The 23,742-nt window shown below is 67.6% G+C and carries 19 protein-coding genes; 14 read left to right on the top strand and 5 right to left on the bottom strand.

The window, feature by feature from the left end; genetic code table 11:
• Positions 1-147 precede the first annotated feature (147 nt).
• Positions 148-1,704: a M4 family metallopeptidase gene (locus OG966_RS04450; protein ID WP_326648054.1), complete on the bottom strand. Its 1,557-nt coding sequence runs from the start codon at positions 1,702-1,704 to the stop codon at positions 148-150.
• A 1,611-nt stretch (positions 1,705-3,315) separates the two neighbouring features.
• Between OG966_RS04450 and OG966_RS04445 the strand changes: the two genes are divergently transcribed.
• The 4 genes from OG966_RS04445 to OG966_RS04430 are packed head-to-tail and all read left to right on the top strand — an operon-like array spanning position 3,316 to position 7,251.
• On the top strand, positions 3,316-4,422 hold the full coding sequence (locus OG966_RS04445; RefSeq protein WP_326648053.1) for an extracellular solute-binding protein: 1,107 nt from the start codon (positions 3,316-3,318) through the stop codon (positions 4,420-4,422).
• Positions 4,404-5,297: an ABC transporter permease gene (locus OG966_RS04440; RefSeq protein WP_326648052.1), complete on the top strand. Its 894-nt coding sequence runs from the start codon at positions 4,404-4,406 to the stop codon at positions 5,295-5,297. Before OG966_RS04445 ends, OG966_RS04440 begins: the two co-directional genes overlap by 19 nt.
• Positions 5,284-6,120 carry an ABC transporter permease gene (locus OG966_RS04435; RefSeq protein ID WP_326648051.1) on the top strand — a complete coding sequence of 279 codons (837 nt, stop codon included), beginning with the start codon at positions 5,284-5,286 and terminating at the stop codon, positions 6,118-6,120. Before OG966_RS04440 ends, OG966_RS04435 begins: the two co-directional genes overlap by 14 nt.
• Before the next feature lie 6 nt (positions 6,121-6,126).
• Positions 6,127-7,251: an ABC transporter ATP-binding protein gene (locus OG966_RS04430; RefSeq protein WP_326648049.1), complete on the top strand. Its 1,125-nt coding sequence runs from the start codon at positions 6,127-6,129 to the stop codon at positions 7,249-7,251.
• A 127-nt stretch (positions 7,252-7,378) separates the two neighbouring features.
• Here the strand turns inward: OG966_RS04430 and OG966_RS04425 are convergent, their stop codons facing one another.
• Positions 7,379-9,481 (bottom strand): SpoIIE family protein phosphatase, encoded by a 2,103-nt coding sequence (locus OG966_RS04425; protein ID WP_326648048.1) that lies wholly within the window; start codon positions 9,479-9,481, stop codon positions 7,379-7,381.
• Between the two features lie 402 nt (positions 9,482-9,883).
• On the opposite strand from OG966_RS04425, the gene OG966_RS04420 reads away from it, so the two are divergent.
• From OG966_RS04420 to tgmB, 10 genes are all read left to right on the top strand, one after another.
• A complete protein-coding gene (locus tag OG966_RS04420) occupies positions 9,884-11,215 on the top strand; it encodes a S8 family serine peptidase (protein WP_326648047.1) in 1,332 nt (443 codons plus the stop codon).
• A 164-nt stretch (positions 11,216-11,379) separates the two neighbouring features.
• The gene (locus tag OG966_RS04415) at positions 11,380-12,171 is read left to right on the top strand and encodes an amino acid ABC transporter ATP-binding protein (RefSeq protein ID WP_326648046.1); all 792 of its coding nucleotides are present in this window, start codon (positions 11,380-11,382) and stop codon (positions 12,169-12,171) included.
• A gap of 31 nt (positions 12,172-12,202) precedes the next feature.
• Positions 12,203-13,042, top strand: a complete 840-nt coding sequence (locus tag OG966_RS04410) for a glutamate ABC transporter substrate-binding protein (protein WP_326648045.1) — start codon at positions 12,203-12,205, stop codon at positions 13,040-13,042.
• Positions 13,043-13,120: 78 nt separating this feature from the next.
• Entirely contained in the window at positions 13,121-13,786 is a 666-nt protein-coding gene (locus OG966_RS04405) for an amino acid ABC transporter permease (RefSeq protein WP_326648043.1), read from the top strand.
• Positions 13,783-14,733 carry an amino acid ABC transporter permease gene (locus tag OG966_RS04400; protein WP_326648042.1) on the top strand — a complete coding sequence of 317 codons (951 nt, stop codon included), beginning with the start codon at positions 13,783-13,785 and terminating at the stop codon, positions 14,731-14,733. The genes OG966_RS04405 and OG966_RS04400 overlap by 4 nt, the downstream gene beginning before the upstream one ends.
• Before the next feature lie 268 nt (positions 14,734-15,001).
• The gene (locus OG966_RS04395) at positions 15,002-16,099 is read left to right on the top strand and encodes an ArsR/SmtB family transcription factor (RefSeq protein WP_326648041.1); all 1,098 of its coding nucleotides are present in this window, start codon (positions 15,002-15,004) and stop codon (positions 16,097-16,099) included.
• A 311-nt stretch (positions 16,100-16,410) separates the two neighbouring features.
• On the top strand, positions 16,411-17,508 hold the full coding sequence (locus OG966_RS04390; protein ID WP_326648040.1) for a baeRF3 domain-containing protein: 1,098 nt from the start codon (positions 16,411-16,413) through the stop codon (positions 17,506-17,508).
• Positions 17,509-17,571: 63 nt separating this feature from the next.
• Entirely contained in the window at positions 17,572-18,198 is a 627-nt protein-coding gene (locus tag OG966_RS04385; protein ID WP_326648039.1) for a hypothetical protein, read from the top strand.
• 179 nt (positions 18,199-18,377) lie between these two features.
• Complete coding sequence (tgmA, locus tag OG966_RS04380; protein WP_326648038.1) at positions 18,378-18,569, top strand: putative ATP-grasp-modified RiPP; 192 nt, start codon at positions 18,378-18,380, stop codon at positions 18,567-18,569.
• 16 nt (positions 18,570-18,585) lie between these two features.
• Positions 18,586-19,515, top strand: coding sequence for an ATP-grasp ribosomal peptide maturase (tgmB, locus tag OG966_RS04375; protein WP_326648037.1), 930 nt, complete (start codon positions 18,586-18,588; stop codon positions 19,513-19,515).
• Positions 19,516-19,554: 39 nt separating this feature from the next.
• Here tgmB and OG966_RS04370 read toward each other — a convergent pair whose 3' ends face one another.
• From OG966_RS04370 to OG966_RS04360, 3 genes are all read right to left on the bottom strand, one after another.
• Positions 19,555-20,400 carry a proprotein convertase P-domain-containing protein gene (locus OG966_RS04370; RefSeq protein ID WP_326648035.1) on the bottom strand — a complete coding sequence of 282 codons (846 nt, stop codon included), beginning with the start codon at positions 20,398-20,400 and terminating at the stop codon, positions 19,555-19,557.
• Between the two features lie 848 nt (positions 20,401-21,248).
• The gene (locus tag OG966_RS04365; RefSeq protein ID WP_326648033.1) at positions 21,249-23,084 is read right to left on the bottom strand and encodes a glycoside hydrolase family 15 protein; all 1,836 of its coding nucleotides are present in this window, start codon (positions 23,082-23,084) and stop codon (positions 21,249-21,251) included.
• Positions 23,085-23,234: 150 nt separating this feature from the next.
• Complete coding sequence (locus tag OG966_RS04360) at positions 23,235-23,627, bottom strand: hypothetical protein (RefSeq protein WP_326648032.1); 393 nt, start codon at positions 23,625-23,627, stop codon at positions 23,235-23,237.
• Positions 23,628-23,742 lie beyond the last annotated feature (115 nt).

Raw genomic sequence — 23,742 nt, 5'->3', positions numbered from 1 at the left:
TCGGCGGATCGACCGGCAGGCATCGGGTATTCGGCGGCCCGCGTGTTCAACTGAGCGGCAGTACCTGCCGCCCGCCCCCGGGTAGCACCGTTGCGTCCACGGGCTTCTTCTCGGCATGCGCCGAGAAGAAGCCCGTGCATATGCCGGTTACTTCACGTTGACCGCGCCCCAGGCGGCGGCGACGGTCTTCGCCTCCGTGCCGTCCGCGCCGTACAGGTCATTGGCCGCCTTCACGGTCGCCTCACGGGCGGCCTTGTAGTCGGTGGTCGAGGTCATGTACGTGGTGAGGGCCTTGTACCAGATCTTGTAGGCCTTGTCCCGGCCGATCCCGGTGACCGTCGAGCCGTCCGAGGTCGGGGAGTCGTAGTCGACCCCGTTGATCGTCTTCTTGCCGCTGCCCTCGGACAACAGGTAGAAGAAGTGGTTCGCGATGCCGGAGGAGTGGTGGACGTCCGCGTTGCCGGCGCCGGTCTTCCACGCGTCCAGGGACTGCCCGTCCTTGCTGGGCTTGTCCATGTAACGCAGGGGAGTGCCGTCACCGTTGATGTCGATCTCTTCGCCGATGAGGTAGTCGCCGATGTCCTTCTTGTTGTTGGCGAAGAACTCGACCGAGGTCCCGAAGATGTCGCTGGTCGCCTCGTTGAGCCCGCCCGACTCGCCGCTGTACTCGAGGTTGGCGGTGCGGGAGGTCAGGCCGTGGCTCATCTCGTGGCCGGCCACGTCGATCTCGGTGAGGGACTTCTTGTTGCCCTCGCCGTCGCCGTACGTCATGCAGAAGCAGCTGTCGTCCCAGAAGGCGTTGACGTACGAATCGCCGTAGTGGACCCGGGAGTACGCGGCTTTGCCGTCGCCCGCGATGCCGTTGCGGCCGAGCTCGGTCTTGTAGAAGTCCCAGGTCATGGCGGCGCCGTAGGCGGCGTCGACGGCGGCGGTCTGCCGGTCGTCGTTGGTGCCGCTGCCCCACTTGTCGTCGTCGTCCGTCAGCAGCTTGCCGGTGCCGTTCTGGCCCTGGTTCAGGTCGTACGTCTTGTGGCCGCCGCGCTCCGCGTCGGTGAGCTCGAAGCCGGAGCCGCTCTTGGTGGTGGAGAGGGGGACCTCACCGCTGTACTGGCTGGCGCCGGTGCCGGTCTCGACAGCCTCGTACTGGTGCAGCTTCTTGCCGGTGGCGGCGTCGGTGACGATGTGCAGCCTGCTGGGCGTACCGTCCTTCTGCACACCGGTCTTGACCGTCTCGAAGGCGAGGACGGGCTTGCCGTTGCCGGCCCAGATCACCTTGCGGGCGCCGGCCGCGGCCTTACGTGCGGGGGCGGTGGTCGCCACCGATATCCGGGCGTCGTTCGCCTTGTCCACGCCCTTGAGCGTGCCGTTCCCGGCGGTGTGCGTGACGAGGTCGCCGCCGAGCACGGGCAGGCCGTCGTAGGTGCGCTCGTAGCGCGTGTGCACCGTGCCGTCCGTGTCCTTGATGACATCACGGACGACCAGCTTCTCCTTGGCTCCGAGGCCGAGCGTGCCGGCCGCCGAAGCGGCTTCGGCCTGGGCGGAGTTGATGGCGGCGGCCCGCGCGGAAGCGCCCGTCGGGGCAGGGGTGGGGCCGTCCGCCCGGCCGGTGGCGCCGCTCGCGGAAGCCGTCTGTACGCCGACGACGACCATGGCGGCCGTGGCTGCGAGGGCAGCGGCGCGCCGGGTGTTCTTGTGGGGGGTCATGCGATCTCCATCGCTCGTTCTGTGGGGGGGTGAACGCCGATGAGCGTGCCACTGAACGATCAAATTCGATGGAGTTCCGACAATTACCTCACAATTTTTTGACCAGTTCTTGTCCGACTGGGAGTCTCTGGTGTCCGTTATCCGGCGGACTCCAGCGACTTGTACAACCCTGCGCAGGGGCAGCCGAGTTGGTGCCCCTCGCGGTGACTGATCGCCGGGGCCGTGCGGTCCGGAAGCCGAGGGTCGTCCTCGGGCAGCCCCGGGTGCATGAGCCGGGTCTGACGCAATGCCGCCGAAGCGGCGTCGCGAACGGGGGACTTGCCGAGAGACCCGAATGCGTCGTCCGTCGGAATCGGGCGGCGCAAAACTCGAGAAGGGCAAGCGAAAGATGAAGGGCAAGCGAAAGAAGGGGCAGCGCTCCGGTTTCACGGCCGGGAAACGGCAACCTCATTGCAGATATCTTCGGTTGCATGGCCGTAGGAGCGAATGACAGCGCCCGTTACGCCCTGAGTAACCGGCTCATGCCGTACGGGCGGGACGGCGAGCCGGCGGCGAGCGCAAAGTCGCTTATCGCGAAGTGGTCGATGGCCATATGATCCGCCGATCTGCCAGGCCGCTGCCCGGGTCGCCGTGCTGAGCAATTGGGGGCGTCGCCGCAGCAGGGCGGCAACGCGTGGAGCGGCAAACGCGTGGAGCGGGAAACACGGTTGAGCGGCAAGCGCGGTGGAGCGAATTCCGGGGGTAAGAATTCCGGGGGCGTAAGAACGGGAAGCCGGGGCCGTGTGACGTCGGACCCGGGGTGGTGCGGGGTGAAGCGTGCGGGGGGCGGAGCCACGCGGCCCGTACGGGGGTCGCCCGGGGCCGCGAACGGTCGACCGCCGTCTCGCGGTACGAAACCTAGGCCGGGCACCAGCGAGCGGGAAGTGTACGTTCCATCCACTGACCGGGTCCTCAGTGGATGACCTGCACATTCAGAAAGAGTGCGCAATCGGTCTGAGTCGTCCGAAAAGTGCACCCCTTCTGTCCCGGCCCGCCTCCTCCGGGTGGCGTGGCCGGCTCTCAATACAAGGCCGCGACCGGGCTGCGACGCGGATGCGCGGCACCGCTGCGGAGGCGGCTGCCACGCGGCCCGGCGGCTGAGACCGCGGTCCGTCGCCGCTGAACGGCGGCACGGCCAACTCTGCGGTACGGACAGGACGCTGGGGCGAGACCGGTGGCCGCGCGCAGGTGAGGTTTCTTCGGTGGAGGAGAACGCCTTCACCTCTACTGCCTTGTTCGTGCCTGACACACTCCGGCGTCGTCCGAGTGTGATTGCTGGAAAACAATCGTTGACGGCCGGACGACCGAACCCTATGGTTTGCGGCACGCGGTCGGCGGTGTGACGCAGCCACCGCGACGAATCATGGATCGTTCTGTATCCAAAGGTTCGCGACGCGCCAAGGCATAAGCGGAACCCGCAAAGCCACGGCGATTCGTCGGTGGCCCCAGCAGTTGCGGCCGCGCTCTCCGCTCCGCCGCGAGACGGCGTAGATCTCCCCCCTTTGCTCAGCCTGAAGTTGCCATCGCCCGATTCCCGCATGCGTGGAAATTCGCAAGAGAGGCCGTGCCGAAATGACGCAGCCAACGACACCCATCAGCCGGCGGTCGATTCTGAGAACGGGAGCAGGTGCCGCGCTGGCGGTCCCGTTCGCGGGAAGCCTGCTCACCTCCTGCAGCACCAAGCCCGCCAGTACCGCGCCGGCGAACAAGACCGTGACGGTCACCTCGTACGGCGGTTCCTACAACGACCAGCTGACGAAGACCATCCTGAAGCCGTTCGAGAAGAAGACGGGCATCCGCTCGACGCTGCTCGCCAACACCAGCCTGGCGGCGCTCAAGACACAGGTGCACTCCGGCGACGTGCAGTGGGACCTGGTGGAACTGACGGCTCCGGAGTACGTCCAGGCCGTCAACGAAGACCTGCTCGAGAAGTTCGACTACGGCATCATCAGTGACAAGGGGCTGCCTTCCTACGCGAAGGCGGAGTACGGCATCAAGTACCTGAGCTTCCTGTTCGTGATGGCCTGGGACCAGAAGCACATCCCCGACGGGCAGGCACCGAAGAACTGGGCCCAATTCTTCGACCAGGGCAAATACCCCACCAAGCGCTCGGTGTACGGACAGCTGTCGGACAGTTCGGTGCTGGAAGCGGCGCGGCTGGCCGAGGGCGTCCCGTTCGACAAGATCTATCCGCTGGATGTGGACGCGGCGCTGCGTTACCTGGCGAAGCACCCCGGCCGCGACAAGCTGATCTACCACACGGCAAACCAGGAGCCCGTCCAGCAGTTGACGTCGGGCGAGGTCACGCTGTCGACCAGCTTCAACAACCGGATCAACGCCGCCCGCAAGGACGGGGCCAGGCTGAACTTCTCCTCCTCCAACGGTGTCCTCGCCGGCGACTACTTCGTCGTACCCAAGGGCTCGAGGAACAAGGAGGCGGCGTTCCGGCTGATGAACTTCATGAGCAACGACGCGGACGCCGGAGCCGACTTCGACCAGACGACGAACCTGACGCTGGCCAACACCCCCGCGCTCGCGAAGCTGCCCCCCGCTGTCGCCGACACCCTTCCCACCAGCCCGAAGCTGGCGGACAGCATTTTGGTACGCGACGACAAGTGGTGGGCGGAGAACCTGAAGGCAACGGAGCAGAGGTTCAAGCTGTGGCAGGCGGGAAGCTGATCATGCCCCTCGCCGCCGCAGCGCCTGCGCAGGCCTGCGACACGTCCCGCGGACGCCGATTCCGCGTCCGCGGGACGTGGTTGCTGCTCCTCGCGCCGATCGCCGCATTCGACGCCATCCTGTTTCTGACCCCGCTGGGGACGCTCGTCTCCTCGAGCATGCAGAACCAGGCCTACCAGCGGGTGCTCGAAGACCCACTGGTCATCAAGTCGTTGATCAACACGTTCGAGATCAGCGCGGTATCCACGCTCGTGACCATCGTGAGCGGCTACCTGCTGGCCTGGGCGATCTGGCGCAGCAGCGCACTCACGCGGGTCGTCCTGTTCGCTCTGGTGCTGCTGCCCTTCTGGACCGGAGTCCTGGTGAAGAACTTCGCCTGGGCGGTCCTCCTGCAGGACAACGGTCTGGTGAACGACGCCCTGCAGGGACTCGGGTTCACCGACCATCCGCTGACGCTGCTGCACAACCGGTTCGCGGTCGTGCTGGGGATGGTGCACTACCTCCTGCCCTACGCCGTGTTCCCGATCTTCGCCGCGCTGGCCGCGATCGACAACCGGCTGGAGCTGGCGGCGCGTTCGCTGGGCGCGGGCGAGTTGTCGGTCTTCCGCCGGGTCATCCTTCCGCTCACCGTGCCGGGCGTTTCGGCCGCGGGGCTGCTGGTGTTCATCATCAGCACCGGCTTCTTCATCACACCGGTCGTGCTCGGTGGTCCCGGAGATCAGATGATTGCCAATCAGATCGACTTCTATACCATGGAGTTGACCGATTTCGCCGGAGCGTCCGCCCTCGCGCTCGTCCTGACCGCCATCGTGAGCGTGCTTGTGGCGGTCTACCAGCGGATCCTCCGCGCGGGAGGTGCCCATGAGGTCGGCTAGTTCTCGGTTCTCCCCGGCGTTGCTCGCCGCCGTACCGGTTTTCGTGTTCCTCGTCGTGCCCACCGCGATCGTGGTGCCGATGGCGTTCAACCACAGCCGGTACATCACCTTCCCGCCGGACCGGTTCTCCACCGACGCGGTCACGGGGTTCTTCGGCGACACGGCCTGGATCTCAGCCGTTCTGGCGAGCCTGCAGGCCGCGGGGATCGCCGTGGTACTCGCGGTGCTGCTGGGCGGAGCTGCCGCAGTGGCCCTGCACGGCCGGCAGTTCCCGGGACGGTCCGCGGTGACCGGGGTGATCCTCGCCCCGATGATCGTCCCCGCCGTCGTACTGGCGCTGGCGTTCTACCAGTTCTTCAACTCCGTCGGACTGGTCGGCACGATTCTTCCGATCGGCCTCGCCCACGCCGTGATCGCCACCCCGTACGCGTTCCTCACCGTACGCGCCAGCCTCTCCGGCCTGAATCCGGCCCTGGTGCGCTCCGCACAGAGTCTGGGAGCCGGTACACCGTCCGTGGCACGGTTCGTGTACCTCCCGGTCATCCGGCCCGGTCTCGTCGCGGGCGCGCTGTTCGCCTTTTCCGTATCCATCGACGAGACGGTGATAGCGCTATTCCTGCAGTCGCCGAGCGCGACCACGCTGCCGGTGAAGATGTTCACCGACATCCAGTACAACCTGACGCCGAAGATCGCTGTCTCCTCGGCCATGTTGGTCACCGTCGCCACGCTCGGACTGCTCGTGCAGGTCCTCTTCATGCTCCGCCGCCGTTCCATCGCCCGGATGCTGCCGTTGACCACGGTGGCCGCCGACCAGACAGGGTGAGCTCCCATGACAATCTCCGCTACGCTCCCGACCGCCGCCTCGCCGGCCGCCGGGATTCAGGAAAAGGGTTCCATCGAACTGCGCAGGGTGCGTAAGACCTACGGCGACGTGGCCGCGGTCGACGACCTCGATCTGACCGTGCAGCCAGGCGAGTTCGTCACCCTGCTCGGCCCCAGCGGTTCGGGCAAGACCACCACCATGATGATGGTCGCCGGCTTCGAGGAACTCACCTCCGGCACGGTGCTGATCAACGGCGAACCGGTCGACAAGCTGCCGCCGAAGGACCGCAACCTCGGTGTGGTGTTCCAGAGTTACGCCCTGTTTCCCCACATGAGCGCCCGGGAGAATGTCGAGTTCGCCCTGCGCATGCGCAAGATCCGGCCGGCGGAGCGGCGCCGGCGCGCCGAGGAAGCCCTCGAACGCGTCGGTCTTGCCAATATGGGCGACCGCCGCCCGAGCCAGCTGTCGGGAGGACAGCAGCAGCGGGTCGCGCTGGCCCGTGCCCTGGTCTTCAATCCGTCGGCTCTGCTCCTGGACGAGCCGATGGCGGCGCTGGACAAGCGGCTGCGCGAGCAGATGCAGGAAGAGATCAAGACCATCCAACGGTCGCTCGGGATCTCCGTACTGTTCGTCACCCACGACCAGGACGAAGCCATGTCCATGTCGGACAGAATCGTCGTGATGCGCGACGGCAGGATCGTGCAGCAGGGCGCTCCCGAGGACGTGTACGCCCATCCCGCGACCGACTGGGTGGCCAACTTCCTCGGCGATACCAATCTCCTGCCGTGCAGCATCGTGGAACGCTCGGGCGACACGGCCGTTGTCGACCTCGGCCGGCTCGGGATCTGCCGGGTACAGAACCGCGGCGCCGAGGGGGATCGGTACGCGGTCTCCATCCGCCCGGAGCATCTGACGTTCATTCCCGCCGAACGGGACGAGAACTGCGCGAAGGGCAGAGTGGTGTCCTCCACCAACCTCGGCGCGACCATCCGCCACCGGCTGCTTGTGGGGGAGCAGGAGCTGTTGATGCGGGAGATGTCGCCGAGCTCGCGCACCGCCGCCGAACTCGGCGCGGACGTGTGCGTCGGCTGGGACCAGGACCACGCACAGCTGCTCGTCCTCGACGCCTGACCGGCCCCGCCCGTTGGGAGCGGCGGGCGCGGACGGCACACACCCGCACGAGGCAGAAGCGGTACGAGGCAGAAGCGGTACGAGGCAGAAGCGGGAAGGAGGGGCCGTTCTCCACGGGAGGCAGAGGTCAGGCCGACGGCGCCGCCCCGGTCGCGGGGCCGGGCCTGACCCTGGCGATGAGCAGGGCCACGTCGTCGTGGTCTCCGGGGTGGCGCAGAGCGTGCAGAAGCACGTCGCAGGTCTCCTCCAGTGACCGGGGAGGGGCGGAGAGGAGTTCGAGCAGGGACTCCAGGCGTTCATCGATGGCCTGTTCGCGCGTTTCGACCAGGCCATCGGTGTAGAGGACCAGATCGTCGTGGGGATGCAGATCGAGTGTTGTGGTCCGGAAGTTGACGTCGCCCACGCCGAGCGGGGCGCCGGTGGGCAGCTCGAGCAGTTCGGGGGGCCGGCCGGGGCGTACGAGGGCGGGCGGCAGGTGCCCGGCGTTGGAGATGAGGCACTGGTCCTGGTGGGGATCGTAGACGGCGTAGATGCACGTCGTGATGGTCTGCCCCATGCGGTCGACGATGCGGTCGAGGTGGCGCAGCACCTCGGCGGGGTCGAGGTCGAGTTCGGCCAGTGTGCGGGTGGCGGTGCGGAGCTGGCCCATCGTCGCGGCGGCGCTGATGCCGCTGCCCATGACGTCGCCGACGACGAGGGCGGTCTTGTCGCCGGTCAGCGGGATGACGTCGAACCAGTCGCCGCCGACCTCGCTGGCGGCCTGGGCCGGCTGATACCGATAGGCAATTTCCAGACCGGGCTGGTCCGGTGGCTGCTGGGGCAGAAGGCTGCGCTGGAGAGTGAGGGCGGTATTGCGCACCTGCTGGTACCAGCGGGCGTTGTCGATGCACACGGCCGCCCGCGCAGCCAGCTCGCCGGCGAGGATCTCGTCGTCGGCGTTGAACGGTTCAGGGTTGCGGGTGCGCTTGAGGTCGAGGGCACCGAGTACTTCACCGCGAGCGATCAGCGGGACCGCGAGGTAGGAGTGCACCCCTGCCGCGGCCAGCAGCCTCGCGGCCTCGGGGCTGCGGGCAATGCGCAACAGATCGTCGCCCTCCACGTGGGGCACCCGGACCGGTCGACCGGTGTTCACGCACTGGGTGACCAGCCGGTCGGTCTCGTACCTGGCGACCTGACCGGGCGGGTCGGCGGCGCGTATGGCATCGGTGGGGTGCGCGGTGGCCACCGCGAGCGCCCTGAACTCTGCGGGACCCTCGTGGATCGCGACGGCCGAGCGGGCGCTCAGGACACTGTCGAGCACGTCCACGGCGGCCACGTCGGCCAGCTCCGGTACGGACACCTCGGCGAGTTCACGGGCGGTCTGGTCGAGGTCGAGGGTGGTGCCGATGCGTATGGACGCGTCGGCGACGAGCGCGAGGCGTTTGCGGGCCTGGACGACTTCGTTGGTGGCGCGATACCGCTCGGTGACGTCCACCACGGACGTGGCCACCCCGAGCACTTCCCCGTTGGAGGACTCCAGCCGGTAGAAGGAGACCGACCAGGCGTGCTCGCGGTCCGGATCGGCTGGGGTGCGCCCGACCGACTCCTGGTCCAGAAGTGGGATGCCTGTGGCGAGAACCTCGCGCATCGCCGACTCGATGGCCCCCGTGTCCAAAAACGGCACGGCATCCCGGACGTACCGTCCAACGTGCTCGGCGGCCGGCAGGCCATTGATGCGCTCCAGCGCCGGGTTGACGCTGACGTAGCGCAGATTGGTGTCCACCACCGCGAGCCCGATCGGGGACTGGGAGACCAGTCGGGTGGACAGGGCCAGGTCACGCTCCACCCGCCGCAACGTCGCCTGGTCGGTGGCCAGGCCCAGGGCGTAGAAGTCCTTCCCGTGGTCCTCGAGCCGCATATTGCGGAACTCCACCAGCAGTGTGCTGCCGTCCTTGTGCCGTACGGGAAAGGCACCCGCCCAGCCCCCGTCGCCCTTCATCACGTCGGCGAACAGCCGGCGCACCAGCTCCACGTGCCGCTCATGGACCAGCACCCGGTCCGCGTAACGGCCGAGCGCTTCATCGGCCGTGTACCCGAACAACTCCTCGGCCTGCGGGCTCCACAGCACGATCCGGCCGTACGCGTCCAGCACAACGGCGGCGACGCTCAGGACATCAAACAGCCCCCCCGGCTCGGACGTGCTGCCCTTCGGCCGGGCGGGCTCGGCAGAGAAGGCATCGGCTGCACACATCCCAGGCCCTCCTTCCGCCCGCCATCCGATGGCCGGTGCCGACTCCGGCCCGCGGCGTCGCCGCGCGCAAGGTCCGGTGCCCCTATCGTCTCTCGCCCTCGGCTGACCTTGCACCCGTGCGCGAGCCCCACACCTCCCGGATGCCCGCGCCGGACCAAGGAAGTCATCGTGCCGGCTGGCAGCGTCCCACATACCGCCCTAGCCTGAGATGTGCGGAAGCGGCCCAAGGGCCTTCGCCTTCCCCCGCCGGCTGGGGGCCAGGGCGTGAGTGGAGCTGCGCCGCGGGCGACGGTGTGACGTCCGAGACCCGCCCTGGACGCGACGCGGGTGCCAAGGTGCCCTTCAGCGTTGTGCCGGCGTGCAGCACCACCGGCCGGCGCCACGCCCGCGAGGAGCGGCCCCATGCCACGTGTTCTGGTGAAGTTCCAGGAAGGAACCGCCCTTCCCTTCGAAAGCGGTGCCGTGCCGGAACTCTCACCCGAACTTCTGGCCCTGTGGACACTGGCCGCCGAGCAGTTCGACTTCCTGTTCCTGACGCCGCTCGCCGCGGACATGGCCCGCGCGGACCTGCGGACCATGGTGAACGACGCGCGGTCGGCCCATCCCGGGGAGACCGTCCCGGACCCCGCTCTGCTCTTCGCCGTCGAGGTCCCCGACACAGCCCGGCCGGAACCCGACACGGTCGCACTGCGGCTCGCCGACTGGCTGAATGCCCTGCCCTTTGTGGAGTACGCCGAGGTGGAACAGCGGCTTGCGGCCGCCGTGAACCGGCCGAACAACCCCTGCGCCCTGTTCCAGTACTACCTCGACGACGCTCCCGTGGGCGTGGGAAGCGATGGCGCATGGTCGGTTACCGGCGGCGACGGCACCGGCATCCGGGTGGGTGTGCTGGAGCTGTTCGACTACGACCGCAACCACCGGGACGCCCCCGCCAAGCGGTTCCACATCACACCGTCGTTCGCCACGGCCGCGGATCCGTTCGCCGACCATGCGACGGCGGTCCTCGGCATCGTCGCGGCCGCCGACAACACCGTCGACATCGTGGGAGTGGCCCCCGAAGCGAGCATTGTCTTCGCCTCGGGCAACCTTCAGGGCAGGACTCCGGCGCTCAGCACCGGCGATGCGTTCTCGCTCATCAATCTCATCGACGTCCAGCTCCAGGCCGGTGACGTACTCAACCTGTCGCTGCAGCTGCCCCGGACGCTGTCGAACGGGCAGCAGGCCATGCTCTCCGTGGAGTCCAGCAGTGTCCTGCGTACAGCCCTGCGGCTCGCCACGTTCCGCGGTATCACCTGTGTCATCGCCGCGGGGAACACGGGTGTCGACTTCGACACGGCAGGGGTCTCGTTCCCGGATTCCGGCGCCGTGGTCGTCGGCGGCATCGTGCGGGACCAGCCGCCGGTGCCCGTCTCCTTCCATGTGAGCGCCCACTCCAACACCGGCTCACGCGTGGACTGCTGCGGCTGGGCCGGCGAGCTCACGACCCTGACGAGTGTCGCGCCCGCCACTGTGAGGACGATCAGTGAGGAGGACGGCGGGACGTCGATCGCTACCCCGATGATCAGCGGCGTCGTGGCCGCGATCCAGGGTCGCGCGAAGGTGGTCAGCGGCTCACCACTGACACCGGCTCAGGTCCGCGGTCTGCTGAGGGACCCCTCCCTGGGGTCCGACGTGGTCCCCGGCCTGGGGGTCGGCGTGATGCCGGACCTCGCTGCGATCATCCCCACGCTGTAAGCACTCCTGACAGAGCGCCTCTCGTACGGCCGGGTCGGCCCGGCGGTGGCAGAGGCGCTCTTTCCCTGCACGCGAACACCCCGGTCCTGATCTCCGCCACCCGGCTGACCCGCCCGCATTCGCGCCCGGCGCTCGGCGTGCGACCGACTCGAGGACGTCGGACTATGAAGCCGAAGAGCGGAGTAACAGTGACCAAGGAAAATGCCACTCCCGTCACAGGCGATGCGCTGGTCGCGCTGAGCGACGTCAATAAGTACTTCGGCGCGCTCCATGTCCTCCAGGACATCGACCTGAAGGTTGCCCCGGGCGAGGTTGTCGTCGTCATCGGGCCGTCCGGGGGCGGGAAATCCACACTGTGCCGCGCCATCAACCGACTGGAGACCATCGACTCCGGCGAGATCCGCATCGACGGCAAGCCCCTGCCCGCCGAGGGCCGCGAGCTGGCCGCACTGCGGGCCGACGTGGGCATGGTCTTCCAGTCCTTCAACCTCTTCGCACACAAGACCGTGCTGCAGAACGTGATGCTCGGCCAGGTCAAGGTCCGTAAGAGGGACAAGAAAGCCGCCGAGGAACGGGCGCGCCAGCTGCTCGACCGGGTCGGGGTCGCCTCCCAGGCGGACAAGTACCCCGCGCAGCTCTCCGGCGGCCAGCAGCAGCGCGTGGCGATCGCCAGAGCGCTGGCCATGGATCCGAAGATCATCCTCTTCGACGAGCCGACATCCGCGCTCGACCCGGAGATGATCAATGAGGTGCTGGAGGTCATGCAGCAACTCGCCAGGGACGGCATGACGATGGTCGTCGTCACCCATGAGATGGGATTCGCCCGTTCGGCCGCCAACCGCGTGGTCTTCATGGCGGACGGCCGGATCGTGGAAGAGGCGACACCCGATCAGTTCTTCAGCAACCCGCGTAGCGACCGGGCCAAGGACTTTCTTTCGAAGATCCTTCACCACTGAGCCCGACCCTTGAGCACTAGGGATGATCACCATGAAGCTTCGTATGGTCTCTGCCGCAGCCGCCGCTGCGCTCGCGCTGTCGCTGACCGCCACGGCCTGCGGATCCGACAACGGGAACAAGAGCAGTTCGGGTGGCGGCGACAAGACGATCACTGTCGGCATCAAGTTCGACCAGCCCGGAATCGGTCTGAAGACCCCGGACGGCAAGTACACGGGTCTCGACGTCGACGTGGCGACGTACGTGGCCAAGCAGCTCGGCTACAAGCCCGGCGACATCGAGTGGAAGGAAGCCAAGAGCGCCGACCGCGAGACGCTGCTCCAGCGCGGCGATGTGGACTACATCGTGGCCTCCTACTCGATCACGCCGGAGCGTCAGAAGAAGGTCGACTTCGCCGGCCCCTACCTCTTGGCGCACCAGGACGTCCTGGTCCGGGCGGACGACAACTCCATCAAGAAGCCCCAGGACCTGAACAACAAGAAGCTCTGCTCGGTCACCGGATCCACTTCCGCGCAGAACGTCAAGACGAAGATCGCGCCGAATGCTCAGCTGCAGGAGTACGGCGGCTACTCCGAGTGCCTCACCGGCGTCGAGAACAAGGTCATCGACGCCCTGACCACCGATGACGCGATCCTCGCCGGCTACGCCGCGCAGAAGGAGTTCCAGGGCAAGTTCAGGCTGGGCGGCTTCAAGCTGAGCAACGAGAACTACGGCATCGGTGTCCAGAAGGGCAGCGAACTCAAGGGCAAGATCAACACGGCCCTGGAGAAGATGGTCAAGGACGGTTCCTGGGACGCGTACGTCAAGAAGAACCTGGGCCCGGCCGGCTACAAGAACGAGCCTGCACCGAAGATCGGCGTCATCGTCAGCTGAAGCGGGTGCCTGACCGGCGCGCCGCCCGTCGCTGCGGCGCGCCTCGCCCTTCACACACACGCGGAAGGCCGGGAGATCGTGTTCGACTTTCTTGAGGGTTACAACGTGCTGGGGGCTTTCTGGGTGACGGTGCAGCTCTCCCTCTATTCCGCCGTCGGCGCCCTGATCTGGGGAACACTCCTGGCGGCCATGCGGGTCAGCCCTGTCCCCCTCATGCGCGGCTTCGGCACCGCCTATGTCAACGTGGTGCGGAACATCCCGCTGACCGTGATCATCGTCTTCACCTCGTTGGGCCTCTTCCAGACGCTCGGCGTCAATCTCGGCGCGGACGACTTCACGACCATCAACTTCAGGCTCGCCGTGCTCGGCCTGATCGCCTACACATCCGCCTTCGTATGTGAGGCGCTGCGCTCCGGCATCAACACCGTGCCCATCGGCCAGACGGAGGCAGCGCGGGCGATCGGCCTGAACTTCACCCAGGTCCTGAGACTGATCGTCCTTCCGCAGGCATTCCGCTCCGTGGTGGGGCCGCTGGCGAACGTGCTGATCGCACTGATCAAGAACACCACCGTGGCCGCCGCGATCGGTGTCGCCGAGGCCGCGGCGCTGATGCGGGAAATGATCGAGAACGAGGCTCAGCTCATTCTCATCTCCGCCATCTTCGCGTTCGGATTCATCTGCCTCACCCTCCCGACCGGGCTGTTCCTCGGCTGGGTGAGCAAGAAGGTGGCGGTGAGGCGATGACTTCCGTCCTCTACGACGCCCCGGGGCCGCGCGCCAGGCGGCGCAATGTGCTGTTCACGGTGGCGTTCCTGATCGCACTCGCGGCGCTGGTCTGGTGGGTGGTCCTGAGCCTCATCGACAAGAACCAGCTCGAATGGGTCAAGTGGAAGCCGTTCTTCACCGACTCCGGCGCCTGGTCGACGTACCTTCTGCCAGGGCTCAGGAACACGCTCAAGGCTGCCGCCCTGGCCATGGTCATCGCGCTGCCGCTCGGAGCGTTCTTCGGTATCGCCCGGCTCTCCGACCATGGGTGGGTACGCGGCGCGGCCGGCACCGTGGTGGAGTTCTTCCGCGCCATTCCGGTGCTGATCCTGATGCTGTTCGCCAACGCGGCGTACGCCGCGTACACCGACATCAGTCCCGACAGCCGACCGCTGTACGCCGTGGTCACGGGTCTGGTGCTCTACAACGCCTCGGTACTCGCCGAGATCGTACGGGCGGGCATTCTCTCCCTCCCCCTGGGGCAGACCGACGCGGCCAAGGCGATCGGTATGCGTAAAGGCCAGACCATGCGGTCCGTGCTGCTGCCGCAGTCGGTGACCGCGATGCTCCCGGCGATCGTGAGCCAGCTGGTAGTCATCGTGAAGGACACCGCGCTCGGCGGCGCGTTGCTCGGCTTTTCCGAACTGCTGGCGTCGGTCCGCCCCATGAGCGCGAACTACGGAGCCAACACCATCGCCAGCTTCACCATCGTCGCCGTGATCTTCGTCGTGCTCAACTTCGCGCTCACCACCTTTGCCGGCTGGCTGGAGGGCCGGCTGCGCCGTGGCATGAGGTCCACCGGCGCGGTGGTCGGCGTCGATGCGGTCGAGGAACTCGCGACGCCTGGTGAGCACGTCGGCCGAGAAGAACTCGGTGGCGGCGGAGGAGGAGGGTCCGGAGGCGGGCCGACCAACCCGACGAAGTGACAAAGACAAGGGACAAAGACGAAGCGACAAAGACGAAGCGGCAAAAACGAAGCAGCAAAAACGGAGCAGCAAAAACGAACTGACGATGTGTGAGTGACCCCGCCGCCCCTCCCACTGGAGCGACCGGCACGAAGAAGCCAAACCGTCTCCCGGGCCGCGACGGGGCAGTCGGGAGGGCAACCACGTAGGGGAGCCGCCCGTCCCCACCTATGGTCGCGCTGATGTCGGCGCCGTGGTCCACACAGGGCCTGTGAGCGAAGGAGGCCGCATGCTCCGCATTCACTTCACCTCCCACGACCTGCAGAACATCCGAATCGCTCCGCAGCCCGATCCATTGTGGGAACTGGTCTGCAGTGTCTGCCGATTACAGACCGGACAGGGGCGGCTGGAGTTCGGCGACTGGCGCAACTCGGCCCACCACAGGCTTCGCACGGATCCGGTCGTGCATCGTGCCCTGCGCCTGCTGCGGACAGTGATTCCCGCTGTCGGTTACATCCCGGACTTCCTTACCCCTTCGGTCCTCGGTGCCGATCTGTCCGCGGGTCTCGAGCGGGTGCGCCTCACCCCGCGCGGACAGCTGGTCCGCGAGATGACGCGGCTGGCCGAGTCCCGGCCGATCCCGGGCTGGACCTCGCTCGCCGGTCCCGGCCGCGACGGGCTCGACTCGCTGACAGGCGCACTGGCGACGTATCACGGGGCACTGCTGCGGCCGTACTGGCCGCGCATCCGCACCGCCGTCGGCAACGATGTCAGCCAGCGGGCGCGCACCTTGCTGGAAGGCGGCACACAGGCCCTGTTGGAAGGACTGCAGCCCCTGGGGCGGTGGAACTCCCCGGTGCTGGAGGTGGATTACCCCGTCGACCGTGACCTGTACCTGGAGGGGCGCGGACTGCTTCTCGTTCCCTCGTACTTCTGCTGGCGTCGCCCGACCGCCCTCGCGGACCCGGCCCTGGCCCCGGTGCTCGTCTATCCGGTGGCGAAAGCACCGCTCGACGCCGCGCGGGGGACGGAGGACGGACTGGAACGGCTGCTGGGCCGCACCAGGGCCGCGGTGCTCACCGAGGTGGCCGACAGACACACCCGGACCACCTCCGAGGTCGCCGAGGCCGTCGGAGTCTCGCTGCCCAGCGTGAGTTATCAGATCAGCGTCCTGCGCGACGGGGGTCTTGTGACCAGCCGCCGCGAAGGCAAGTACGTCCTGCATACGGTGACCCCGTTGGGGCTCCAGCTGCTCGGCGCCGGCATGCCGGCCCAGGCGGAGTCGCTGGGCGGCGGGATCGCTCCCGGAGCCGGAAACGCCAACGGGGCCCGCGCGATGCTTGCACCCGCCGGCTTCGGGCGTGATCAGGAAATCGTCCGGGGCTGAGCCGTTCGTGCCGTTCACGCGCCAGTACTGGTCGGACCCCTCGACGAGGTACGGATCGCCCTCGTGCCGATTCGGCCAACAGGCCACCGCACGGCCAACGGCCGCGGTGCGGTGCCCTCGCGCATCTTCTGCCCCATCGGCGAATTCGACATATGGTTCATACTGTCGACTTGGTGGCCAAGCGGGCACGGCTGCCCGGACTCGTCGCCATCGGCTACGACGACCCTCCGTCGCGAACGACGCCTTCGAGGAGGTTCAGAAGCTGCAGAAGGACTTCGCGGTCGGCCACTGCACGTTCTGAAAGGGTTCCGATGCACCCCGCTCTCAGCTCTGCCACACTCTCCCAGCTGCGACGGCAGCGTCCCTATCCGGCAGTGACCGTTCTGATGCCCACTCATCGCCGTGAACCGGACAACGCACAGGACCCCGTCCGTCTGCGCAATCTGATGGCCGAGGTCAAGGGCCAGCTTCAAGCCGATCCGGCCGTCACCCGGGACAGGCGGATCGATGTCGCCGAGCAGTTGGACATGGCCCTGGCAGAAATCGATCTGGTGCACGCCGAGGACGGGCTGGCTGTCTTCGCCGCGCCGGGAGAACACCAGGTGTGGTCGCTGGGTCGCACGGTGCCCGAGCGCGTTGTGCTCTCGGATACCTTCCTGACCCGCAATCTCGTCTCGGCGCAGGCAGCCGAGCGTCCCTTCTGGGTGCTGGCTGTCTCCTCCGACCGCATCTCGCTGTGGAGCGGCGGAGCGGACCGTGTCGTCGAGGAGGCCAGGGGAGCGTTTCCACTGACCCGGAGCCTCGAGACGCCCGATGCCGAGCGCAAGGAGCGGATCGGCGATGTGCCCAGCACCTTCAGTGACGAGCAGACCCGCCAGTTCCTGCGGGAGGCGGACGCCGCCATGCGTGGCGTACTCAAGTCCGATCCCCGGACCCTGTATGTGGCCGGGGAAGCGGTGGCGCTCGCTCTCCTGGACGGAGTAGGAACCGTGGCCAAGGGGGCTGCCACCCACATCCCGCAGGGAGGGCTGGCGGCGGGACCAGCGGACGCCGTGTGGCAGGCCGTGCGGCCGTTCGTCCGGGCCCGGGCCGAGAAGGAAGTCGTCGACGTCCTTGGGGAACTGGACAAGGCCCGTGGACGACGGGCGTTCGCCGCCGGGGTCGACGAGATCCGGCAGAACGTGACGTCCGGCCGGGTCGCCCTGCTGGCCGTGGAAGAGAACTACCGGGAAACCGTCCGCGACTCCGGCGGTCACCTGCTGCCGGCGGAACCCGGTGACCTGGATGCCCTGGACGACATCGTTGACGAGATCGTCGAGCGGTCCCTGGACACGGGCGCGGAGGTGCGCTTCGTTCCGGACGGCACGCTCGCCGACATGGGCGGAATCGCGAGCGCCCTGCGCTACTGAACTCACGACACGGGTGGGCCACCGAGGGGGCGATCCTCAGCACCGGCAGTGAAAGGGAACCCGATGACCGCTTGCGTGAAGGGCCGGGCGAGCAGGAGACGGTTGGCAACTGTCGTGTTGACGCTGGTCACTGCCGCATCGAGTGCGGCCGCCCTCGTTTCGTGCAGCACCGGCAACGGCGGCACCGGAAGCAGTTCGCCGGCCGGCCCCCGCCCGACGCCTCCCAACACGTCTTCCTTCTCGGGCAAGCTGCCCTCCGCCCTGTCTTCGGCGGCTGCCTCGGCCCGCGCCAAAGCGTCCGCGGCGGCGTCGTCCGCCTCTGCTGCCGCCTCCGCCTTCGAGGCTTCGGTCTCTGCCGAGGTGGCCCGTGCGAACAAAGCGGCCGCTGCCGAGCTGAAGAAGGTGCAGGGCAGTGGCAACGCGACGTCCGACGTCTCGCTGACCGGGAAACCGCGGGCCCAGACCGGCGGTCTGGTCGCCGTCGTGGTCAACATCACCAACCGCACCGACCAGAAGGCGTCGTACGCCGTCCAGGTCGACTTCGCCGACCCCTCCGGCAAGGTGGTGGAGAGCAGGATCGTCGGCGCGGAGAACCTCGATCCGGGTGAGAGGGCGCAGCCCATCGCCATCAGCCGGAAGCCCGCGGACCTGAAGCTGACCCCCAGAGTTGCCAAGGCCCAGCGGTATTGACGTGGCTGTGAGCCCCGTTGTGCCGACTCCCCGCTTCCACGGTCTCCCGGGAGACGGCAATGTGACGTCCTTCACGCCCCTTTGGGCCTGATGTGACGGTACGTAGTGAGACCGCTGCGTCTTCGGTACGTACTGTTACGTGTGGCGTAGGACCACGCCTGGGGAAGTCAAGGAGACTCATGAGACCGTTTGTGTTGAACTACGCGCTTCCGGTGGAGAGTTCAGCAGCCGCCGATCCCTATACCTACGACTCCACCCTGCAGTTGAACGTCCTGTCCGACGGACGCCCCGCCATCACCGACCGGGCGGTGCTCCTGGCAGCCGGTACGACGACCTCCACCGCCGGTTCCCAGACGCATTTCGACGACTGACCGGACCGGCGCATCGATGACTGTGCTGATTCTGACCTGTCAGCAGGATGTGACGACGGACATGGTGGTGGCCGGTCTGCATGAACGGGGAATCCCGCTGGTGAGACTCGATCCCGCCGATCTCCCCGGGGAGGCCGCGCTGTCGGCGGAGTTCGTCAGCGGCGACTTCCGGGGGTATCTGTCGTACGACGGGCGCCTGGTGAGCATGAGCGGGCTGCGTTCCATATGGGTACGCAGGCCGGGGGAGCCCGCGGCGCACGCCGTGGAGCCGTCGGAGTGGCTCACTGCCGAGTCCGGCCAGGCGCTGTACGGCATGCTCAACTCCACCACGGCACGCTGGATGAACCATCCCTGTGTGTCCGCGCAAGCCCGCTGCAAACCATGGCAGTTGCGCATCGCCCACCGCAGCGGTTTCGCCGTGCCTCCCACTCTCATCACCACTTTCCCGCGCGTGGCACGCCAGTTCGCGGCGCAGTACCGGGAGATCGTGGTGAAGTCCACCTCCGGACCGCCGCTCAGCGATCCACCGATCACGCTGCCCACCACCCGCATCGGGCCGGAGACGGATTTCGCCGGAGTCGCGGCCGCTCCCACCCTGCTTCAGAAGTACATTCCCAAACGGGCTGACATCAGGCTGACCTGCGTCGGAGGGCGGCTGTTCGCCGCCCGGAAGATCTCCGCGGCCGGCCAGGTGGACGGGCGCTACGGCACCACCGGTCACGAGTGGGAGCCCGCCGTGGTGCCCGACCGTATCGCCAGGGCCGTCCATGACTTCACCGGCCTTGCCGGTCTCGCCTACGGGGCTTTCGACTTCGCCGAGGACACCGACGGCGTCTGGTGGTTCCTGGAGTGCAACCAGGGCGGCCAGTTCGGCTTTGTCGAGCTGGAGACGGGTCAGCCCATCGCGGAGGCGGTCGCGTCGTGGCTGGCCTACACAGCCGCGTAGGCCGAGGTGGGAGAAGTTGCGGCCGCAGGCCCGGCGCGCTCAGGTTCCGGTCCGCACATGCAGCTCCCAGTGCAGCAGTTTGCCCGTGCTGGACTCCGCAGCGTCGGTGATCCTGAGCTTCCACTCGCCTGCCACGCCCTCGCCGACCAGTGGAGCGAGGAGGGAAGGCGGCCTTGAATCGAGCGACAGCCGAAGGTCGTTGGTGCTTCCGCCCGTGCGATTGTGGAGCACCGCCCGGCGCCCCGTCGGCGACAGCAACACCACACGCAGATCGCCGATGCGGGGGTGCGCGATATCGATCGAGACCTCCAGCTCCCGGACCGTGCCCAGGCCCTGCAGCGTGATGGCGTCGGTCAGACCGCCGGCGCTCTCCGCGGAGATCACCGCGGCGGGCGAGGACTTTCCGGCGACGGAGATACCCGCCGCTCCCTGTGTCCCCGTGCGGAATGTGATCACCGGGCCCGGACCGCTGACCTGCGAGATGGTGAGGCCGGACTCGCTTCCGTCCCACCACAGAGATGCCGGGCGGCTGCTGTGTGACAGTGCGGTGCCCTCGGTCGGTCCGTACAGATCGCCGCCGTCGCCTTGATTGGCGTTGGTTTCGAGGTCCAGATGACCGTCCGCCTGCATGAGTGCGCACTGGTAATGATGGGCCGACGTGCCCTGCTGGAATTCATTCGATCCGTCGATGTCGCAGTGGTAGACGGCGAGTCCACTGGCGGTCAGGTTCACGTCGAAGTCGTCGCGACTCCGGTTCTCGACGAGGAAGTACTCGGTGTCTGCGCGCTCCGGGTGCTGGTAGATGAGGGCGGTGTCGTAGTCTCCGTGCTTGGCCACGTAGTTGTCCGCTCCGGCGATGTCGACGTCCTGCCCGCACCAGCCCACGTGTCGCCTCAGGTACACGCAAACGGGCGAGGGCGTTCGGCCATCGCCCAGGTGGTTCCCCGCTCCCATCACGCAGTACGTCCCCATCCCCGCACTCGTGAAGTCGTCGCCTTCCCTTTCGGCCGTGCCGTAGTCATAGAGATCCGGCCACCCACAGCAGATGTCCGCTTTCGTGGCAGTACGTGCCAATGCTCAGATCGTCGGGTGACCGCCCCATGCTGGTTACGGTGTAGAGCTCCGTCCGCATGCCGTCATAGGCTGCCGGTGCACCCAGTTGTGCGGCCACAAGTCACCTTTGCACTCGGTCCGGCCGGCATACATGATGCACACCGAGTCGACGATTCCACGCCCTTGCGAATCGAACTGGCTGAAGTCCACGACATCGCCTCGCACAAGCCTTCCGTCTACTTCGTCGACCGAACGCGCGCCGAGGGCGAACACCAGGTCCGGGGCGGTGTCGACGACCTGAGCCAGGCCACATCGAAAGAGCGGACAGTCACCCACGACTGCGACACGTCTCACGTCGGAACTCATGGCCGCCTTCAGCGTGGATGGTCCTGGCCGCGCCGAGCCGCTGTCTCGGGGCTCGGCCTCACACCTTCCAGTCTTGGCCCGGCACTTCGTTCCGGCACGCCGAGCCGGCCTGCGTGAGGTGCCGTACCGGAGTCGGCGTGAGGTGCCGTACGGGAGGCGTCGGTCTGCACCTGCCCGGCTTCCGGGCAGGAGGGACGATGTTGGTGTATGCCCCGGAGCATGCGGAGGGCCTTCCGGGCATCCAGGCGGTGATCTGATCACCGGCCGCCGGGCGGCGTGGACCGACACCTTGCGACGCGCGTCCTGCGAGTCGGCTAGGGTCCCAGGCTTTCGGCCTTGTCGAGAGCCACGTCCAGTGCCATGGCTGCCGTGATGAGAGACATGTGGGTGAACGCCTGTGGGAAGTTTCCCAGTTGCTCTCCGGTCGGGCCGATCTCCTCGGCGAAAAGGCCGACATGGTTGGCGTAGGTGAGCATCTTCTCGAAGGCGTAACGTGCCTCTTCGACCCGCCCCGCACGGGCGAGCGCCTGCACATAGTGGAAGGTGCAGAGCGTGAATGTGCCCTCGGAGCCTCTGAGTCCGTCCGGAGAGGCCGAGGGGTCGTAGCGGTAGACCAGGCTGTCGGATACCAGCTCGCGCTCCATGGCGTCGAGTGTGGCGAGCCAGCGCGGGTCCTTGGGCGCGACGAATCCGACGAGCGGCATGAGCAGCAGTGAGGCGTCCAGGACGTCGGTGTCGTAGTGCTGGACGAAGGCTTGGAGCTGCTCGTTCCAGCCGCGCTCCATCACCTGCACAAAGATCGCGTCGCGGCAGGCGGTCCAGCGCTCCAGGTCGGCGGGCCGGGCGTTGTCACGGGCGAGACGGATGCCGCGGTCGAAGGCCACCCAGGACATCAGCCGGCCGTAGGTGAAGTTCTTGCGGCCGCCGCGGGTCTCCCAGATGCCCTCGTCGGGCCGGTCCCAGTTGTCGGCCAGATAGTCCAGGACACCGGCGACGGCCAGCCAGCCCTGGTAGCCGGCGGTCTCCGCGATGGCACCGGACTCCAGCAGTGCCAATGCCGCCTCGCCGTAGATGTCCAGCTGGAGCTGGTCGGCCGCTCCGTTCCCGATGCGCACCGGGAACGATCCGAGATAACCCTCCAGGTTGTCGAGCACCTCCTCGCTCAGGTGCGGGTCGCCGTCCACCCGGTACATGATCTGCAGCGGCTCGCCGGTGATGGTCGCGCCCGCGGCCACCCGCTGGCCGAGCCACTGGCGGAAGGCGTTCGCCTCCTCGGTGAAACCCAGATCGATCAGGGATCGTACGGACAGAGAGGCGTCCCGGATCCAGGTGTAGCGGTAGTCCCAGTTGCGTTCGCCGCCGATCTGCTCGGGCAGTCCGGCGGTCGCGGCGGCGACCGGGGCGCCCGTGGGCGCATAGGTGAGGAGCTTGAGTGTGATGGCCGAGCGGTTCACGGTCTGCCGCCAGCGGCCGCGGTACCGGGACGTCCGGAGCCACTGGTGCCAGAAGTGTACGGTCGCCTGCCAAGTGGCCCACGCCTTGTCGGCGTTGAGCGGCTCCGGCGGCGCGCCGCCGCTGTCGCCGGTGGTCAGTACGACGACGGCGAGTTCGCCGGCCTGCAATGTGACGGCGCCCTGGACGTCGAGGTCGTTGTCGGTGCTCAGCGGTGCGCTGCTCTGGAGGTGTACGTCGATGCCGGGGCCGGTGAAGGAAGCGGTGTCGCCGGCATCGCTCAGGGTGAGTTTGTGCGTGGCACGGCCGTAGTCGAAGCGAGGTCTGCACTCCACGGTGAACCGCATACTGCCGCGCACGACGCGCATCGCTCGGAAGATCCGGTGCCGGTCCGTCACGTTTTCCGGGGTGTCCACGGGCATGAAGTCCACGACCTCGCCCACCCCTTCGGTGGTGAGGTATCGGGTGATCAGGACTGCGGTGTCGGGGAGGTAGAGCTGGGTGATCCTGGCATCCGGGTGGTCGGCCGCGATCCGGAAGCTGCCGCCACGGTCCTGGTCGAGCAGAGCGGCGAAGATGCTGGGGGAGTCGAATCGCGGGGCGCAGAACCAGTCGATCGATCCGTCGGACGCCACCAGAGCGGCGGTCTGCAGGTCCCCAATCATCCCGTGGTCGGCGATGGGCGGGTACTGGCGCATCGAGGGTCCCCTCGTCCGGAGCCGGTGACCCCCGTCGGTGGCTCCGTCGGTGGCGAACTCCATCGTGCGATGCCGGGGACAGGACCGCACGCCAGGGTGTCCGCGCCGAGGTGCTCGCTCGACCGGTTGGCCGAGCGGGAAGCCCCGTTCCTAGATGTGCGACCGCCTGCGGGGGGCATCGCTGCCGGCCAGGAGAGCCTCGGTGATGAGCCGGACGCCGCGGGCCAGGCGGTTCAGCTGCTCCAGCTCGATGGCGTAGAGCCTGATGGTGCTCTCGATGATTATCTCGGACACCCCCAGGGTGGGCAGTTCCGCCCGGCAGGTCTGCAGGGCGACCCGCACCGCTCGTATCTCGTGCTGCACCTGAAGGTGTGCATGGCGGGCGAGCAGGATGTGATGGCGGGTCAGCGTCGAGTAGCCCGCGTATCGGGCCGGCAGGAGGTCTCGCAGCCACCGGGCCGCCGTGCGCTCCCAATCGTGGCTACCGGGGGCCTTGACCTGACAAGGCCAGTCGGAGTCGATCGGTGAGTAGGTCTGGGACATCGTCGTCGCTTCCGGATGTGAGGCGGATGGGCTCTGATCGCGGGGGTGGTCGCGGGAGTGTCTGGCGGCCCCGGCCCAGGGGTTGACCGGGGCCGCCAAGGGCATCCGCGCGAAG

Origin of the sequence: Streptomyces sp. NBC_01750, from assembly GCF_035918095.1 — a bacterium.
Taxonomy (GTDB): Bacteria; Actinomycetota; Actinomycetes; order Streptomycetales; family Streptomycetaceae; genus Streptomyces.
Note: the sequence above shows the minus strand (reverse complement) of the source record. Positions and strands in the feature narration are given on the sequence as shown.

What these genes read in the sequence shown, in the direction of transcription:
- OG966_RS04395 (WP_326648041.1), top strand. Translation starts at nt 15,002, where the DNA reads ATGCTCCGCATTCACTTCACCTCCCACGACCTGCAGAACATCCGAATC.
- OG966_RS04430 (WP_326648049.1), top strand. Translation starts at nt 6,127, where the DNA reads ATGACAATCTCCGCTACGCTCCCGACCGCCGCCTCGCCGGCCGCCGGG.
- OG966_RS04445 (WP_326648053.1), top strand. Translation starts at nt 3,316, where the DNA reads ATGACGCAGCCAACGACACCCATCAGCCGGCGGTCGATTCTGAGAACG.
- OG966_RS04410 (WP_326648045.1), top strand. Translation starts at nt 12,203, where the DNA reads ATGAAGCTTCGTATGGTCTCTGCCGCAGCCGCCGCTGCGCTCGCGCTG.
- OG966_RS04400 (WP_326648042.1), top strand. Translation starts at nt 13,783, where the DNA reads ATGACTTCCGTCCTCTACGACGCCCCGGGGCCGCGCGCCAGGCGGCGC.
- OG966_RS04390 (WP_326648040.1), top strand. Translation starts at nt 16,411, where the DNA reads ATGCACCCCGCTCTCAGCTCTGCCACACTCTCCCAGCTGCGACGGCAG.
- OG966_RS04425 (WP_326648048.1), bottom strand. Translation starts at nt 9,481, where the DNA reads ATGTGTGCAGCCGATGCCTTCTCTGCCGAGCCCGCCCGGCCGAAGGGC.
- OG966_RS04435 (WP_326648051.1), top strand. Translation starts at nt 5,284, where the DNA reads ATGAGGTCGGCTAGTTCTCGGTTCTCCCCGGCGTTGCTCGCCGCCGTA.
- OG966_RS04385 (WP_326648039.1), top strand. Translation starts at nt 17,572, where the DNA reads ATGACCGCTTGCGTGAAGGGCCGGGCGAGCAGGAGACGGTTGGCAACT.
- tgmA (WP_326648038.1), top strand. Translation starts at nt 18,378, where the DNA reads ATGAGACCGTTTGTGTTGAACTACGCGCTTCCGGTGGAGAGTTCAGCA.
- tgmB (WP_326648037.1), top strand. Translation starts at nt 18,586, where the DNA reads ATGACTGTGCTGATTCTGACCTGTCAGCAGGATGTGACGACGGACATG.
- OG966_RS04415 (WP_326648046.1), top strand. Translation starts at nt 11,380, where the DNA reads ATGAAGCCGAAGAGCGGAGTAACAGTGACCAAGGAAAATGCCACTCCC.
- OG966_RS04450 (WP_326648054.1), bottom strand. Translation starts at nt 1,704, where the DNA reads ATGACCCCCCACAAGAACACCCGGCGCGCCGCTGCCCTCGCAGCCACG.
- OG966_RS04365 (WP_326648033.1), bottom strand. Translation starts at nt 23,084, where the DNA reads ATGCGCCAGTACCCGCCCATCGCCGACCACGGGATGATTGGGGACCTG.
- OG966_RS04420 (WP_326648047.1), top strand. Translation starts at nt 9,884, where the DNA reads ATGCCACGTGTTCTGGTGAAGTTCCAGGAAGGAACCGCCCTTCCCTTC.
- OG966_RS04360 (WP_326648032.1), bottom strand. Translation starts at nt 23,627, where the DNA reads ATGTCCCAGACCTACTCACCGATCGACTCCGACTGGCCTTGTCAGGTC.